This is a genomic window from Pseudomonas syringae group sp. 243L2 (assembly GCF_032587875.1).
Classification (GTDB): domain Bacteria; phylum Pseudomonadota; class Gammaproteobacteria; order Pseudomonadales; family Pseudomonadaceae; genus Aquipseudomonas; species Aquipseudomonas amygdali.
Genome location: NZ_JAWHPL010000022.1, coordinates 1 through 14,867, shown reverse-complemented (window position 1 = coordinate 14,867; position 14,867 = coordinate 1). Strand labels below are relative to the sequence as shown.

General features: G+C 59.5%; 14 protein-coding genes. 10 read left to right on the top strand and 4 right to left on the bottom strand.

All coding sequences use genetic code 11. The features are described from left to right. Positions 1–9: 9 nt before the first annotated feature. On the bottom strand, positions 10–762 hold the full coding sequence (locus RYB66_RS17660) for a DUF2059 domain-containing protein (protein ID WP_117140111.1): 753 nt from the start codon (positions 760–762) through the stop codon (positions 10–12). A 141-nt stretch (positions 763–903) separates the two neighbouring features. On the opposite strand from RYB66_RS17660, the gene RYB66_RS17655 reads away from it, so the two are divergent. Beyond that, positions 904–1,539 (top strand): 2OG-Fe(II) oxygenase, encoded by a 636-nt coding sequence (locus RYB66_RS17655; RefSeq protein ID WP_005741083.1) that lies wholly within the window; start codon positions 904–906, stop codon positions 1,537–1,539. A gap of 136 nt (positions 1,540–1,675) precedes the next feature. Further along, positions 1,676–2,113 (top strand): DUF4399 domain-containing protein, encoded by a 438-nt coding sequence (locus tag RYB66_RS17650; RefSeq protein WP_016982738.1) that lies wholly within the window; start codon positions 1,676–1,678, stop codon positions 2,111–2,113. A 235-nt stretch (positions 2,114–2,348) separates the two neighbouring features. Here the strand turns inward: RYB66_RS17650 and serA are convergent, their stop codons facing one another. Then, positions 2,349–3,578 carry a phosphoglycerate dehydrogenase gene (serA, locus tag RYB66_RS17645; protein ID WP_002555754.1) on the bottom strand — a complete coding sequence of 410 codons (1,230 nt, stop codon included), beginning with the start codon at positions 3,576–3,578 and terminating at the stop codon, positions 2,349–2,351. Between the two features lie 160 nt (positions 3,579–3,738). On the opposite strand from serA, the gene RYB66_RS17640 reads away from it, so the two are divergent. The 4 genes from RYB66_RS17640 to RYB66_RS17625 all read left to right on the top strand — a co-directional run bounded on the left by RYB66_RS17640 (position 3,739) and on the right by RYB66_RS17625 (position 8,024). After that, the gene (locus RYB66_RS17640) at positions 3,739–5,133 is read left to right on the top strand and encodes an FAD-binding oxidoreductase (RefSeq protein ID WP_016982739.1); all 1,395 of its coding nucleotides are present in this window, start codon (positions 3,739–3,741) and stop codon (positions 5,131–5,133) included. 66 nt (positions 5,134–5,199) lie between these two features. Next, positions 5,200–5,865 carry a fumarylacetoacetate hydrolase family protein gene (locus tag RYB66_RS17635; RefSeq protein ID WP_005781573.1) on the top strand — a complete coding sequence of 222 codons (666 nt, stop codon included), beginning with the start codon at positions 5,200–5,202 and terminating at the stop codon, positions 5,863–5,865. Positions 5,866–6,047: 182 nt separating this feature from the next. Continuing rightward, the gene (locus RYB66_RS17630) at positions 6,048–6,992 is read left to right on the top strand and encodes an SdiA-regulated domain-containing protein (RefSeq protein WP_005745071.1); all 945 of its coding nucleotides are present in this window, start codon (positions 6,048–6,050) and stop codon (positions 6,990–6,992) included. Positions 6,993–7,118: 126 nt separating this feature from the next. Then, on the top strand, positions 7,119–8,024 hold the full coding sequence (locus tag RYB66_RS17625; protein ID WP_032704014.1) for an SdiA-regulated domain-containing protein: 906 nt from the start codon (positions 7,119–7,121) through the stop codon (positions 8,022–8,024). A gap of 45 nt (positions 8,025–8,069) precedes the next feature. Here the strand turns inward: RYB66_RS17625 and rpiA are convergent, their stop codons facing one another. Next, entirely contained in the window at positions 8,070–8,741 is a 672-nt protein-coding gene (gene rpiA, locus RYB66_RS17620) for a ribose-5-phosphate isomerase RpiA (RefSeq protein ID WP_057404911.1), read from the bottom strand. A gap of 163 nt (positions 8,742–8,904) precedes the next feature. On the opposite strand from rpiA, the gene ilvA reads away from it, so the two are divergent. Next, complete coding sequence (gene ilvA, locus RYB66_RS17615; protein ID WP_080164817.1) at positions 8,905–10,419, top strand: threonine ammonia-lyase, biosynthetic; 1,515 nt, start codon at positions 8,905–8,907, stop codon at positions 10,417–10,419. A 275-nt stretch (positions 10,420–10,694) separates the two neighbouring features. After that, positions 10,695–11,123, top strand: a complete 429-nt coding sequence (locus tag RYB66_RS17610) for a DUF2269 family protein (protein WP_005745074.1) — start codon at positions 10,695–10,697, stop codon at positions 11,121–11,123. A 13-nt stretch (positions 11,124–11,136) separates the two neighbouring features. Here the strand turns inward: RYB66_RS17610 and RYB66_RS17605 are convergent, their stop codons facing one another. Continuing rightward, positions 11,137–11,793 carry an HAD family hydrolase gene (locus tag RYB66_RS17605; RefSeq protein ID WP_005781560.1) on the bottom strand — a complete coding sequence of 219 codons (657 nt, stop codon included), beginning with the start codon at positions 11,791–11,793 and terminating at the stop codon, positions 11,137–11,139. Between the two features lie 142 nt (positions 11,794–11,935). Between RYB66_RS17605 and RYB66_RS17600 the strand changes: the two genes are divergently transcribed. Together RYB66_RS17600 and ptsP are read left to right on the top strand one after the other, a co-directional pair. Beyond that, on the top strand, positions 11,936–12,415 hold the full coding sequence (locus RYB66_RS17600) for an RNA pyrophosphohydrolase (protein ID WP_002555745.1): 480 nt from the start codon (positions 11,936–11,938) through the stop codon (positions 12,413–12,415). A gap of 21 nt (positions 12,416–12,436) precedes the next feature. Next, positions 12,437–14,716: a phosphoenolpyruvate--protein phosphotransferase gene (ptsP, locus tag RYB66_RS17595; protein ID WP_002555744.1), complete on the top strand. Its 2,280-nt coding sequence runs from the start codon at positions 12,437–12,439 to the stop codon at positions 14,714–14,716. The last annotated feature ends 151 nt before the right edge of the window (positions 14,717–14,867 follow it).

The following is a 14,867-nucleotide window of genomic DNA, read 5'->3' as shown; positions in this document are numbered from 1 at the left end:
CGGTACCGATCAGGGGTTCAGGCTCGACGCACTTTGCCCAACCGCCAGTCCGGCGCGAATCGCAGCCAGTGCTGCCTGATAATAGGCTTTGCCTTCCGGTGACTCGGCGAAGGTCGAGAACTCTTCAAGTTCAGGGTCGGACAGGTCGCGGTACACATACAGCAGCGTGTTGTTCAGATCAGCACTCATCTGCGCCATCAGGCGCTCGCGCTGGCCTTCGAGCATGCCCTGCGCCTGGCCTCCACCGAGCAGGCCGGGAATCATCTGGCTCAGGCTGTCTGCGGCAACGCCTGCGATGGCAAGGCTGACTTCCGCGCCGGCCTCTCTGGCCGGCAGTGCCTGGGCCAGATGGCCGATCAACAACTGACGCGTTGCATCCGCTTCGATATGCGGCAGCCCTTGGGCATGTTTGGCCAGCTGATCGGCGCGGGTGGCGGTCAGCTCGGCGTTGACGATCTTTCGGCCCAGCGGCGACTGGAAAAACTGCAGCGACGGGGCAGGGTCCTTGAGGCTTTCACGCAGGCGCTTCGACGCGCGCTGGTCCATGGCCTGGGGGGAAAAACGCTGATTGCTGTTATTGACCAGCGCTTGATAAACCGCAGGCGGCAGGTTGTTGCTGTAGCGCTGTTGAGCAGCCTTGAGAGCATCGTTGAAATGCGCGCGCTGTTCCGGCCAGCCTGCGGCCTTGTACAACTGATCGTAGCTGTCTGCCCAGGCAGGGGAGGTGCAGAACATCAACAGCAAAACAAACAAACGACGCATTGGGGACTCCTGTCGGCAGGCCGCTATTCTCCGGGTGTTAGCGTGGATTTGTCGAGTTATGAGTGCCGTCGGCGAGTGAAATCTCACGCGTGTGATACCACATGTATACGCCTCTGTCGGATTTCATGGCTTATCGATACTATGCACGCCATGCGCATACCCTCTGACCACCCACTGCTGTTGCGAATCGTCGACGACCTGGCCGCCAACGGCTGGTCGCAGCAGAATATTTTCCTGCCCGAAGCTCTGACTCTTGAACTTGAGCAAGAGTGCCGAAAACGTGCTGCCGAAGGCGAGCTCGAGCCTGCCGCTATTGGCAAGGGCGCAGCGCAGGAAATACGCGAAGGTATTCGTGGTGACCGCATTCAGTGGCTTGAAGCGGGGCAGGTGCAGTGTTGCGACAGCTATCTGGAATTGATGGAAAGCCTGCGTCAGGCGCTCAATCGCGGCCTTTTCCTGGGGCTGGAGGACTACGAAAGCCATTTTGCGCTGTATCCACCGGGTGCCCGCTACCTCAGGCATGTGGATCGCTTTCGCGATGATGACAAGCGCATGGTGTCGGCGGTGCTTTACCTCAACAATGCCTGGCTGCCCGAGCATGGCGGCCAGTTGCGCATGTACCTCAAGGACGATGTGGCTTACGACGTCCAGCCTACAGGCGGTTGCCTGGTGGTTTTTCTGTCCGGTGATATTCCCCATGAAGTCATGCCTGCCAGCCGTGATCGACTGTCACTGACGGGCTGGTTCAGGCGCCGCAGTAACGAGCTGTTTCAGTGACCGGTGGCCTGTTCATGAAAACTGTTTCATCAATGCAGTGAGCCATTGAGCCCGGCTGCGGTCTATCTTGAGCACTCCTGAACCGACGGATTTGTTGTGTGAGGGTCGACTTACGTCAACTGCAACCGGAGCAATCATGAAATCCTTATTTTCTGGAACGATGGTCGCGGGCCTGTTGCTCAGCGCATCCATGCTGGTCAGCGCCGCCGATATGCCACGCACTGCATCCCCTGAAGGCGCCGAGGTGTACATCATCTCGCCCAAGGATGGTGAAACCGTGACTTCACCGTTCAAGGTGCAATTCGGTCTCAAAGGCATGGGCGTCGCGCCTGCGGGTGTGGATGTTCCCGATACCGGTCACCATCACCTGCTGATCGATGTGAACGACCAGCCAGCGATGAATGCGCCGCTGCCGGTCAGTGACAACATCCGCCACTTCGGCAAGGGCCAGACTGAAACCGAAATCAACCTGCCGCCTGGTCAGCACACATTGCAATTGCTGATGGGCGACAAAGGCCACATGCCGCTGAACCCGTCGGTCGAGTCGAAGAAGATCACGATCAATGTGAAGTAGGGCTGTCAGTGCTTGTATGACGCAGAGCGTCACGAACGGCATTCCCACGCTGGAGCGTGAGGAACGATTATCGCAACTATCGTGCGACGCTCTGCGTCGCATGCCTTTCTGGACGCTCTGCGTCCTCTTGCGACGCGGAGCGTCGTGAACTGCATTCCCACGCTGGAGCGTGAGGAACGATCGGTGCCCGCAAGACCATCGCTCGTGCCCACACGGGGTGGGCACGGCGCTCGGATCAGAACAGAACGCGGCTGCGGATGGTGCCTTTGATCTGTTGCAGCTTGGCTTGTGCCAAATCCGAGTACTCGGCGTCGACGTCGATGACCACGTAACCGACTTTCTCGTTGGTCTGCAGGAACTGACCGGAGATGTTGATGCCGTTCTCGGCGAAGACCTTGTTGATCTCGCTGAGCACGCCCGGGATGTTCTCGTGGATGTGCAGCAGGCGATGCTTGCCAGGGTGAGCAGGCAAGGCCACTTCCGGGAAGTTGACCGACGACACCGAGGTACCGTTGTCGCTGTACTTGACCAGCTTTTCTGCGACTTCCAGACCGATGTTGGCCTGCGCTTCGGCAGTGGAACCACCGATGTGCGGGGTCAGGATCACGTTGTCCAGGCCACGCAGCGGGCTTTCGAAGATGTCGTCGTTCGAGCGTGGCTCGACCGGGAACACGTCGATTGCAGCGCCGATCAGGTGCTTGTCCTTGATCGCGTCGGCCAGGGCGTCCAGCTCAACGACTGTGCCGCGAGCCGCGTTGATCAGGATGCTGCCCTTTTTCATCGCGCGAATTTCTTTTTCGCCGATCATCCACTGGGTTTCCGAGGTTTCCGGCACGTGCAGGGTAACGATATCGGACATGCCCAGCAGCTCGTTCAGGCTGGACACCTGAGTCGCGTTGCCCAGTGGCAGCTTGGTCAGGGTGTCGTAGAAGTACACCTGCATGCCCAGGCCTTCGGCCAGAACCGACAACTGCGTACCAATCGAGCCATAGCCAATGATGCCGAGCTTCTTGCCACGGATTTCGAAAGAGTTGGCCGCGCTTTTGATCCAGCCGCCACGGTGGCATGAAGCGTTTTTCTCAGGGATACCGCGCAGCAGCAGGATCGCCTCGGCCAGCACCAGTTCTGCTACCGAGCGGGTGTTGGAGTAGGGCGCATTGAACACTGCAATACCGCGCTCACGCGCTGCATTGAGGTCAACCTGGTTGGTGCCGATGCAGAAGCAGCCGACGGCAACCAGTTTCTTGGCGCAATCGAACAGCTCTTCGGTCAACTGAGTGCGGGAGCGGATACCGATGAAGTGTGCGTCGGCGATCTTTTCTTTCAGTTCGGCTTCCGGCAGAGACTTGGTGTGGTACTCGATGCTGGTGTAGCCGGCTGCCTTGAGGACGTCGACAGCGGACTGATGGACGCCTTCGAGAAGAAGGAACTTGATCTTGCTCTTGTCGAGGGAAGTCTTGCTCATCTGCGTAAACCTGTGTCCCGAAGAAAATTGGCAGGGGGTGCCCGGTTCGGCTCTGGGCACGACTCACGGGGGGCGTATGCTAGCATATGAGCCCCGCGAAACCTCATCCCGAACGTGAACCGTTCTCAGGATGCCCATGAATCGTTCGAGAGTTGATTCAATGACCGATCGCGTTTTGATTGATGAGCTGCAGACCCTGGTTGACCCCGGCAAGGTACTCACCGATGCCGGTTCTCTGGAAACTTACGGCAAGGACTGGACCAAGCAGTTCACTCCTGCGCCACTGGCCATCGTATTTCCCAAGACCACCGAACAGGTGCAGGCCATCGTACGCTGGGCCAATGAGCGGCTCGTGGCGCTGGTGCCTTCGGGTGGACGCACCGGGCTTTCGGCGGCCGCGGTGGCTGCCAACGGTGAAGTGGTCGTCTCGTTCGATTACATGAACCAGGTGCTGGAGCTGAATCTCACCGACCGGACGGCGGTCTGTCAGCCTGGCGTGATCACCCGGCAATTACAGGCGCTGGCTGAAGAGAGCGGCCTTTATTATCCGGTCGACTTCGCTTCTTCGGGCTCCAGCCAGATCGGCGGCAATATCGGCACCAATGCGGGCGGTATCAAGGTCATTCGCTACGGCATGACGCGCAATTGGGTCGCGGGCCTCAAGGTGGTCACCGGCAAGGGCGACCTGCTGGAGCTGAACAAGGACCTGATCAAGAACGCCACCGGCTACGATTTGCGCCAGTTGTTCATCGGTGCCGAAGGTACGCTGGGCTTTGTCGTCGAAGCGACCATGCGCCTCGACCGTGCGCCGAAGAACCTCACAGCGATGGTGCTGGGCACCTCGGACTTCAACTCGATCATGCCGGTGCTGCATGCCTTTCACGGCAAGCTCGACCTGACCGCCTTCGAATTCTTCTCGGACAAATCCTTCGCCCGGGTCATGGCGCGCGGTGATGTGCCGTCGCCTTTCGACACGCCATGCCCGTTCTATGTGTTGCTGGAGTTCGAAGCGACCACCGACGACCTGGCCGATCAGGCCCTGGCGACCTTCGAGCACTGCGTCGAGCAGGGTTGGGTGCTGGACGGCGTGATGAGCCAGAGCGAACAGCAATTACGCAACCTGTGGAAGCTGCGCGAGTACATCTCCGAAACCATCTCGCACTTCACACCGTACAAAAACGATATCTCGGTCACTGTCTCGAAAGTGCCGGAGTTTCTGGCTGAAATCGACACGATCGTTGCCGAACACTACCCAGACTTCGAAGTGCTCTGGTACGGCCACATTGGCGACGGCAACCTGCACCTGAACATCCTCAAGCCCGAGGGCCTCGACAAGGACGAGTTCTTCGTCAAATGTGCCCGGGTCAACAAGTGGGTATTCGAGACTGTCGAAAAGTACAACGGCTCGATTTCGGCCGAGCATGGTGTCGGGATGACCAAACGTGACTATTTAACGTACAGTCGCTCGCCGGTCGAAATCGAATACATGAAGGCGTTGAAAGCGGTGTTCGATCCCAACGGGATCATGAATCCCGGCAAAATCTTCGCCGTTTGATCCGTCGCAACCATTTGATCCGTCGCAACAATAAGCAGGCTACCTCTTACAGCCTCAGGAGACGTCATGAGCTACCAGCACAAATATGTCGATGGCACCAACATTCACTTCCCGCTGGGTAAAGTGGTCTGCATCGGGCGTAACTACGCCGAACACGCCAAGGAACTGGGCAACGCGGTGCCTACCGAGCCGCTGCTGTTCATGAAACCCGGCAGCGCGGTGGTTGCGCTGGAGGGTGGCTTCACTATCCCGGCAGACCGCGGCTCGGTGCATTACGAAGCAGAGATCGTTGTCCTGATCGGCAAGCCTCTGAGCAAGAACCCTTCGCGCGAAGAAGTACTCGACGCGATCAGCGGCTTTGCGCCCGGCCTGGACCTGACCCTGCGTGACGTGCAGTCGCGTCTGCGTGAGAAAGGCCTTCCATGGGAGCTGGCCAAGTGTTTCGACGGCGCTGCGGTGATTCCGCCGTTCGTGCCCGCCGAGACCTTCCCTGACCTGGAGGACATCGGTATCCGCCTGACCCTCAATGGCAAGGTGGTTCAAGACGGCAACAGCAACATGATGCTCAACCCGATCGTGCCGATGATCCAGCACATGGCAGCCAACTTCTCGCTGCAGGCCGGTGACCTGATCATGACCGGCACGCCTGCCGGTGTCGGGCCGTTCAAAGCCGGCGACCAGATCGCACTGGAACTGGTCGGGCAGACGCCGTTCGAGAGCGTCGTCAGGTAACCCGACAGCATCTTCAGGCTGCACCCAAAGCCACGCGGGATCACTCCCGGGTGGCTTTTGTTTGTGGAGTGACTGATAGTTCAGCCGATTTTGCGTTTTTTTCACACCTGTTCTGGATAATCCGGCCGTCCCCGCAAGGGCACCACGTCGTCATGAAGTCTCATTTGCTCAGGAACACATGAATGGCCAGTACTGCCGCAGCGCCGCCTCGTAACAAAAAACGCTTCGCTTACTTGCGAAACATGCGCTGGTATTCGTGGTTGTTAGTGGTTGCCTTGCTGGGCTATGGGCTGGCCTTCATCATGCATTGGGATGATCGCGCGCTGCTCTGGTTTCAGGAGCGGTTCGAGAGCAAGGCAGGTCGTCACGCCAGTATCTGGCTGCCGGACTACCATGTGGATATCGACGCAAAGGTGCTGCCGGGCATGGAAAAGGACGAGGCGTCCGACCTGTCCTATAACCCGGTCACCAAAACGCTGTTTGCGGTCATGGGCAAAAATGCGTTTCTGGTGGAGCTGACGCTCACGGGCGATGTACTGCGCAAGATCCCGCTGGTGGGCTGGAGCAATCCGGAAGGTGTTGCCGTCATGAACGATGGCCTGATTGCGATCACTGACGAGCGCCAGCACAAGCTGACCATCGTTAAAGTAAACGCCGACACCACCACCCTGAACATCGCGGATTTCCCCCAGTACGAACTGGGCAAGTCTGCCAACCAGAACAAGGGCTTCGAAGGTATCGCCTGGGACCCGCAGCGTCAGCAGCTGATACTGGGCGAGGAGCGACCTCCCGCGCTGTACACCTGGAAAAGTGATGGCAGTGACGTGCTGAAAGGCGACAAGCAACCGCTGTCGAGTCGCTCGCTGGACATGCGCAATCTGTCGTCATTGAGCATCGACCCGCGCACCGGCCACATGCTCGCGCTGTCTGCCGATTCGCACTTGTTGCTGGAAGTCGACGAGCAAGGCGAGCAGGTAAGCTTCATGACCCTGCTGGGCGGCATGAACGGTTTGAAGGACACAATTCCGCGCGCAGAAGGCGTGGCCCTTGATGAGGCCGGTACGCTGTACATGGTCAGCGAACCGAACCTGTTCTATTCGTTTCACCGGGCGCTTCACAAGCACTGAGCCAGGACGGCAACTACACAGGTCGCCGATACACATTCGGCAAAAATATAGCACCATGCCATTAAGCTTGCTTTCAGGATGGCATGGTATCAATCCCGTCCGCTCAATCTGTCCGAGTCACCCTTCATGCGTCGCTCTACTCGCTCTTTAGTTCTGCTTCTGGCCCTTGTACCCCTGATCGTTGTGTTCGTGATCGCCAATCAGCGATACCGCTATGTTGAAAGTGCCCTGTTCGACTGGCAGGTGTTCTGGCAGTCCGACTCACTTCAGTCCATTGGTCTGGATCAGTACCGAGTCGTCACCGAAGCACAGGTGATCGACGGGCTGCAGGATGATGTCTCGGGCCTGAGCTACGACCCGGACCGCAAGAGCCTGTTTACGGTGACCAATCAGAACCCTGAACTGGTCGAGCTGAGCCTGGACGGTCGTGTGCTGCGGCGCATTCCGCTGGTGGGGTTCGGTGATGCCGAGGCTGTCGAATACATCAGCCCGGGCACTTATGTGATCAGCGATGAGCGCCGGCTCCGGCTGATTCAGATTCACGTCGATGACAACACCAAAAGTCTGGACGCCGCCCAGGCAGAACAATTGACGCTGGGCATCACCGCCAGTGGCAACAAGGGCTATGAAGGGCTGGCCTATGATTCCGTCGGCAAGCGCCTGTTTGTCGCCCGCGAGCGTGATCCGGTGCAGATCATCGAAGTGCGCGGCTTTCCCAGGACCAACTCCGAGGCTCCCGGCAATCTGCAGGTCATCTCCAACAGCAAGCGCGATGGCCGACTGTCGGTTCGTGACCTTTCCAGCCTGCAATTCGATGAAACCAGCGGCCATTTGCTGGCCTTGTCCGATGAGTCGAAGCGCATTCTTGAACTCGACACCAGCGGTCATCCGATTGGCAGCGGCTCGCTGGCAAAAGGGGCGATGGGGCTGAGCAAGGACGTGCCGCAGGCTGAAGGGATGGCTATGGACGCAGAAGGGACGCTGTATCTGGTGAGCGAGCCGAACCTGTTTTACGTGTTCCGCAAGCCTTGAGCCTGTGAGGGGCATGCCCACCTTGCGTGGGCACGACCGGTTTTATCAGCGCGTCAGGGTTTTCACGCCTTCGGTGGTGCCCAGCAGCAACAGGTCGGCCGGACGGGCGGCGAACAGGCCATTGGTGACCACGCCGACGATGGCGTTGATCTGTGCTTCCAGCTCCACCGGATTGGTGATGCTCATGTTGTGCACATCAATGATGATATTGCCGTTGTCGGTCAGAACGCCCTCGCGATAAACCGGGTCGCCGCCCAGTTTCACCAGTTGCCGCGCAACGTGGCTGCGGGCCATCGGAATGACTTCGACCGGCAGCGGAAATGCGCCCAGCACCGGCACCAGCTTGCTGCCGTCGGCGATGCAGATAAAGGTCTTGGCCACTGCTGCGACGATTTTCTCGCGTGTCAGCGCCGCGCCACCACCCTTGATCAGGTTCAGATGCTCGTCGCTTTCGTCGGCACCATCGACATAGAACTCCAGATCGCTGACCGTGTTCAGCTCATACACCGGAATGCCATGGCCCTTGAGGCGCGCGGCGGTAGCTTCCGAGCTGGCGACTGCGCCATCGAATGCCGTCTTGTGTTTAGCCAGCGCATCAATAAAGCAATTGGCCGTGGAGCCGGTGCCGACGCCCACAATGCTTTTGTCATCGAGCTTCGGAAGGATGAAGTCGACAGCTGCCTGGGCGACTGCCTGTTTGAGTTGATCCTGGTTCATGCGGGCTCCACGGTGCCTGATGTAGGTAAAAAGAGGGGGTATGTAAAAAAGGCCCGCATTATAGCGGCGACTGCGCTGCAAAGCCCTGTCATTCGTATGGTCGTCTTTCGGTGCGCAGAGTAGACTTCCCGACCTTGCCCGCTTCGTCAGTGATGCCACCCCGATGCTTGAACAGTACGTCAAGAAAATCCTCACCTCCCGCGTGTACGACGTGGCGGTCGAAACTCCGCTGCACGGCGCTCGCCAGCTGTCCGAGCGGCTGGGAAACCGGGTATTGCTCAAGCGCGAAGACCTGCAGCCGGTGTTCTCCTTCAAGATTCGCGGCGCGTACAACAAGCTGGCGCAATTGACCGCAGAAGAGGCCGCACGCGGCGTGGTCACGGCCTCGGCGGGTAACCACGCGCAAGGTCTGGCACTGGCGGCACGCGAACTGGGCATTCTGGCGACTATCGTCATGCCGCGCACCACCCCGGAAATCAAGGTCGAAGGCGTGCGCTCGCGGGGCGCCACAGTGGTGCTGCACGGCGACTCCTTCCCCGAAGCGCTGGACTACTCGCTGAAACTGGTCGACGAACAGGGTTTCGTCTACATCCATCCGTATGACGACCCCGATACGATTGCCGGGCAAGGCACCGTGGCGATGGAGATTCTTCGTCAGCAGCCGGGGCAGCTGGACGCGATATTCGTACCGGTCGGTGGTGGCGGTTTGATTGCCGGTATCGCGGCGTACGTCAAATACCTGCGGCCGGAGATCAAGGTTATCGGCGTCGAACCGGATGACTCCAACTGCCTGCAAGCGGCGATGGCGGCGGGCGAGCGCGTGGTATTGAGCCAGGTCGGGCTATTTGCCGATGGTGTGGCGGTGGCGCAGATCGGCCATCACACCTTTGAAGTGTGCCGTCATTATGTCGATGAAGTGATCACCGTCAGCACCGATGAGATCTGTGCGGCGATCAAGGACATTTACGACGACACCCGCTCGATCACCGAGCCTGCGGGCGCGCTGGGTGTTGCTGGGATCAAGAAATATGTCGAGCAGCGCGGCATCAGCGGTCAGACACTGGTGGCCATCGACTCCGGGGCCAACGTCAACTTCGACCGTTTGCGTCACGTTGCCGAGCGCGCCGAGCTGGGCGAAGGCCGCGAAGCAATCATCGCCGTGACCATTCCCGAGCAGCCGGGCAGCTTCAAGGCATTCTGTGAAGCCATCGGCAAGCGCCAGATCACCGAATTCAACTACCGCTACCACACCGATCGCGAGGCGCACATCTTCGTCGGCGTGCAGACCCATCCCGAGAGCGACCCACGCAGCGCCCTGATCGCCAGCCTGACCGGCCAGGGCTTTCCGGTGCTGGACCTGACCGACAACGAACTGGCCAAACTGCATATTCGCCACATGGTTGGCGGGCATGCCGAGCGGGTCAATGATGAAGTGGTGCTGCGCTTCGAGTTCCCGGAGCGACCGGGCGCGCTGTTCAACTTCCTCAACCGCCTGGGCGGACGCTGGACCATCTCGATGTTCCATTACCGCAACCACGGCGCTGCTGACGGCCGGGTGGTTGCCGGGCTGGTGGTGCCGGAGGAAGAGCGGCATCTGGTCGGTACTGCTCTGGATGAGATTGGTTACCCGTATTGGGACGAGAGCGAGAACCCGGCGTACAGGCTGTTTCTGGGCTGAGGACTTAGATACTCCCGTTCCTCACGCTCCGCGTCACAAGAGGACGCAGAGCGTCCCGAACGGCATGCGACGCAGAGCGTCGCACGATAGCGGTAACGTTATCCCTGACGACCCTCGTTCCTCACGCTCCAGCGTGGGAATGCAGCTCACGACGCTCTGCGTCGAAGAGGACGCGGAGCGTCCAGATCGGCATGCCCACGCTAGCTCTTAAGGCGCGGCCCTTGTGTCCGCGCTGCTAAACTCACCCAAGCCCGACTCCAGAGGAACACCGCGTCATGGAACCCATCACCGCCCTCAATACCCTGCACATCGTCGCCATTGCGCTGTTGTTGATCAGCGCGCTGGTGTTGTCCAGCGGGGTGGTCAAGGTGCGTCTTGAAGGCGACACGACCATTCAGAATCGCCTGCTCAAGCGGCCCTTGCTGTTTTTCTGGGTCCTTATGGCCGTGTGCCTTGCGACACTGCCATTCAGCGGCTGGTGGCTGGTGCATCTGAAAGGGTTGTCGCTGGGCCAGACCTGGGTGCTGGGCAGCAGCGTGCTTTACACCTTGGGGCTGTGCAGTTGGGTGTGGCTGGTGGTCAGGCTCAACCGGTTGCGCCTCGGCGCCAAGGGCGGCAAGCGAGGCTTTACCTTGGCGCTGACCATGATCAGCGTCGTGTGCTTTGTGGCGATGGCCGGTCTGATGGGCTTCAAACCGGCCTGAGCAGTGCCGACGTTCAGTTACGCAGGGTGATAACCGGCCAGCCGCGTCGCTCGGCTTCGGCACGCAATTTATCGTCCGGATCGACCGCAACCGGGTTGGCCACTTGCTCCAGCAGCGGCAGGTCGTTCATCGAGTCGCTGTAGAAATAGCTGTCCTCAAGGCTGAACGCGTTGTCTTCAAGCCAATGATTGAGGCGTGTCACCTTGCCCTCACGGAAGCACGGAACGCCCGTAGTACGGCCTGTGTAACGACCATCAACCATCTCGCATTCGGTTGCCAGCAGTGTATCGATGCCCAGCCGCGCCACAATCGGTGCGGTCACAAAGCGATTGGTAGCGGTAATGACCACCAGCTTGTCGCCTGCGTCGCGGTGTTTGGCGATCAATTCCAGCGCCTTGGGCAGCATGATCGGCTCGATGCAGTCGCGCATGAAGTCGCGGTGCCATTCCTCCAGTTGCGCCATATCAGTGTTGCCCAGAATCTCCAGGGTAAAATTCAGGTAGTCGGTCATGTTCAGCGTACCGGCCATGTAATCCTGATAGAACTCATCGTTGCGGGTCTTGTAGGTTGCGGCATCGAGGATCCCGCGTCGGCACAGATAATCGCCCCAGGCATGGTCGCTGTCGCCGCCCAGAAGCGTGTTGTCGAGGTCGAATAAAGCCAGACGCATAGGGTTACTCGCTGAAATAGTTGAAAAAAGAGTCCCAGAATACGAGGTTTTCACAAGTCTTCACATAAGGTGATAAGCCTCGTTGCTGGTTTGATCGCCTTTGTGGAACAATGCGGCGACATGCGTTTGCGAGGTTGTTGCCGTGATCGACCCCGATGGTTTCCGTCCTAATGTCGGGATTATTCTGACAAACGATGCTGGTCAGGTCCTATGGGCTCGGCGTATTAACCAGGATGCCTGGCAGTTTCCTCAGGGTGGAATCAACCCGCAGGAGACGCCGGAAGACGCGCTTTATCGTGAATTGAATGAAGAAGTCGGGCTGGAACGACATGATGTGCAAATACTTGCCTGCACTCGGGGCTGGTTGCGCTATCGTCTGCCGCAACGTCTGGTCCGTACGCACAGCCAGCCGCTGTGTATCGGCCAGAAGCAAAAATGGTTTCTCCTGCGCCTGATCTCCAACGAGCAGCGGGTGCGGATGGATTTGACCGGTAAACCGGAGTTCGATGGCTGGCGCTGGGTCAGTTATTGGTACCCGTTAGGCCAGGTGGTGACATTCAAGCGCGAGGTGTATCGACGCGCACTCAAAGAGCTTGCCCCGCGCCTGTTATCGCGCGACTGACACGGAGTTCGACCCCGAGCCATGCTCAATACGCTGCGCAAGATCGTCCAGGAAGTTAACTCCGCCAAGGATCTCAAGGCGGCGTTGGGCATTATTGTGTTACGCGTCAAGGAGGCCATGGGCAGCCAGGTCTGCTCGGTCTATCTGCTCGATGCCGAGGTCAACCGCTTTGTGCTGATGGCCTCTGAAGGCCTCAACAAGCGCTCCATCGGCAAAGTCAGCATGGCGCCGAATGAAGGCCTGGTCGGTCTGGTCGGCACGCGTGAAGAACCGCTAAACCTCGAAAACGCCGCAGATCACCCTCGTTATCGCTATTTTGCCGAGACTGGTGAAGAGCGTTACGCCTCGTTCCTCGGCGCGCCGATTATCCACCACCGTCGCGTGGTGGGGGTGTTGGTGATCCAGCAAAAGGAGCGTCGTCAGTTCGACGAGGGCGAAGAAGCCTTCCTCGTGACCATGAGCGCGCAACTGGCGGGCGTTATTGCCCATGCCGAAGCCACCGGCTCGATCCGCGGTCTGGGTCGCCAGGGCAAGGGCATTCAGGAGGCCAAGTTCGTGGGTGTGGCCGGTTCGCCGGGCGCTGCTGTAGGTGTGGCAGTGGTCATGCTGCCGCCTGCCGATCTGGAGGTGGTGCCGGACAAGACCGTCACTGACATCGCCGCCGAGCTGGCGTTGTTCCAGAACGCGCTGGAAGGCGTGCGCAATGACATGCGCACCCTGTCAGCCAAGCTCGCCACCCAGCTGCGCCCCGAAGAGCGCGCGCTGTTCGATGTTTACCTGATGATGCTCGATGACGCCTCGCTGGGCAGCGAAGTGACCGATGTCATCAAGACCGGCCAGTGGGCGCAGGGTGCCTTGCGCTCGGTGGTCAGCGAGCACGTCAAACGTTTCGAACTGATGGACGATGCCTACTTGCGCGAGCGGGCCTCGGACGTCAAGGACCTGGGCCGTCGCCTGCTGGCTTACCTTCAGGAAGCGCGGCAGCAGGCACTGGTCTACCCCGACAACACGATTCTGGTCAGTGAAGAATTGACCCCGGCCATGCTGGGCGAGGTGCCGGAAGGCAAGCTGGTCGGCCTTGTATCGGTTCAGGGTTCCGGCAACTCCCACGTTGCGATCCTGGCGCGGGCCATGGGCATTCCCACGGTCATGGGGCTGGTGGACTTCCCTTACTCCAAGGTCGACGGCATCGATCTGGTGGTCGACGGTTATCACGGCGAAGTCTTCACCAACCCCAGCGAAATCATGCGCAAGCAGTTCGGCAAGGTGGTCGAGGAGGAGCGCCAGCTCTCCCAAGGCCTGGATGCCCTGCGCGAACTGCCTTGCGTGACCCTGGACGGCCATCGCATGCCGCTGTGGGTCAATACCGGCCTGCTGGCTGATGTCGCTCGCGCCCAGCAGCGCGGTGCCGAAGGGGTGGGGCTGTACCGTACCGAAGTGCCATTCATGATCAACCAGCGTTTCCCGAGTGAAAAGGAACAGCTGGCGATTTATCGTGAGCAACTGGCCGCTTTCCATCCGCTGCCGGTGACCATGCGCAGCCTGGATATCGGCGGCGACAAGTCGCTGTCCTACTTCCCGATCAAGGAAGACAACCCGTTTCTGGGCTGGCGCGGTATTCGCGTCACTCTCGACCACCCGGAAATTTTCCTGGTCCAGACCCGCGCCATGCTCAAGGCCAGCGAGGGCCTGAATAACCTGCGCATTCTGTTGCCGATGATCTCCAGTACCCACGAAGTGGAAGAAGCGCTGCACCTGATCCACCGGGCGTGGGGCGAGGTGCGCGACGAAGGCACCGACGTGCCGATGCCGCCTGTGGGCGTGATGATCGAAGTGCCTGCGGCGGTCTACCAGACCCGCGATCTGGCGCGTCAGGTCGACTTCCTCTCGGTAGGCTCCAACGACCTGACCCAATACCTGCTGGCGGTCGACCGCAACAACCCGCGTGTGGCCGATCTTTATGATTACCTGCACCCGGCCGTGCTTCAGGCCCTGCAAAGCGTGGTGCGTGATGCACATGCCGAGGGCAAGCCGGTCAGCATCTGCGGCGAAATGGCCGGCGACCCGGCTGCAGCTGTGCTGCTGATGGCGATGGGCTTTGACAGCTTGTCGATGAACGCCACCAACCTGCCGAAAGTGAAGTGGATGCTGCGTCAGATCAACCTCAGCAAGGCCAAGGAACTGCTTGCGCAACTGATGACCAACGATAACCCACAAGTCATCAGCAGCTCCCTGCAACTGGCGCTGAAAAACCTCGGCCTGTCGCGGATGATCAACCCGAGCTCGGTCAAAGGGCACTAAGCGCCACGATAGTTACAGAACTATCGTTCCTCACGCTCCAGCGTAGGAATGCCGTGGGTGACGCTTCGCGTCATAAATCTGTGCCGCACCGCCCGCTCAAGATCGGACGCAGAGCGTCCAGAACTGCATGCGACGCAGAGCGCCGCACGAT

Excerpts from the sequence above, each read along its gene's own strand:
- RYB66_RS17660 (WP_117140111.1), bottom strand. The coding sequence starts at position 762 with ATGCGTCGTTTGTTTGTTTTGCTGTTGATGTTCTGCACCTCCCCTGCC.
- RYB66_RS17655 (WP_005741083.1), top strand. The coding sequence starts at position 904 with ATGCACGCCATGCGCATACCCTCTGACCACCCACTGCTGTTGCGAATC.
- RYB66_RS17650 (WP_016982738.1), top strand. The coding sequence starts at position 1,676 with ATGAAATCCTTATTTTCTGGAACGATGGTCGCGGGCCTGTTGCTCAGC.
- serA (WP_002555754.1), bottom strand. The coding sequence starts at position 3,578 with ATGAGCAAGACTTCCCTCGACAAGAGCAAGATCAAGTTCCTTCTTCTC.
- RYB66_RS17640 (WP_016982739.1), top strand. The coding sequence starts at position 3,739 with ATGACCGATCGCGTTTTGATTGATGAGCTGCAGACCCTGGTTGACCCC.
- RYB66_RS17635 (WP_005781573.1), top strand. The coding sequence starts at position 5,200 with ATGAGCTACCAGCACAAATATGTCGATGGCACCAACATTCACTTCCCG.
- RYB66_RS17630 (WP_005745071.1), top strand. The coding sequence starts at position 6,048 with ATGGCCAGTACTGCCGCAGCGCCGCCTCGTAACAAAAAACGCTTCGCT.
- RYB66_RS17625 (WP_032704014.1), top strand. The coding sequence starts at position 7,119 with ATGCGTCGCTCTACTCGCTCTTTAGTTCTGCTTCTGGCCCTTGTACCC.
- rpiA (WP_057404911.1), bottom strand. The coding sequence starts at position 8,741 with ATGAACCAGGATCAACTCAAACAGGCAGTCGCCCAGGCAGCTGTCGAC.
- ilvA (WP_080164817.1), top strand. The coding sequence starts at position 8,905 with ATGCTTGAACAGTACGTCAAGAAAATCCTCACCTCCCGCGTGTACGAC.
- RYB66_RS17610 (WP_005745074.1), top strand. The coding sequence starts at position 10,695 with ATGGAACCCATCACCGCCCTCAATACCCTGCACATCGTCGCCATTGCG.
- RYB66_RS17605 (WP_005781560.1), bottom strand. The coding sequence starts at position 11,793 with ATGCGTCTGGCTTTATTCGACCTCGACAACACGCTTCTGGGCGGCGAC.
- ptsP (WP_002555744.1), top strand. The coding sequence starts at position 12,437 with ATGCTCAATACGCTGCGCAAGATCGTCCAGGAAGTTAACTCCGCCAAG.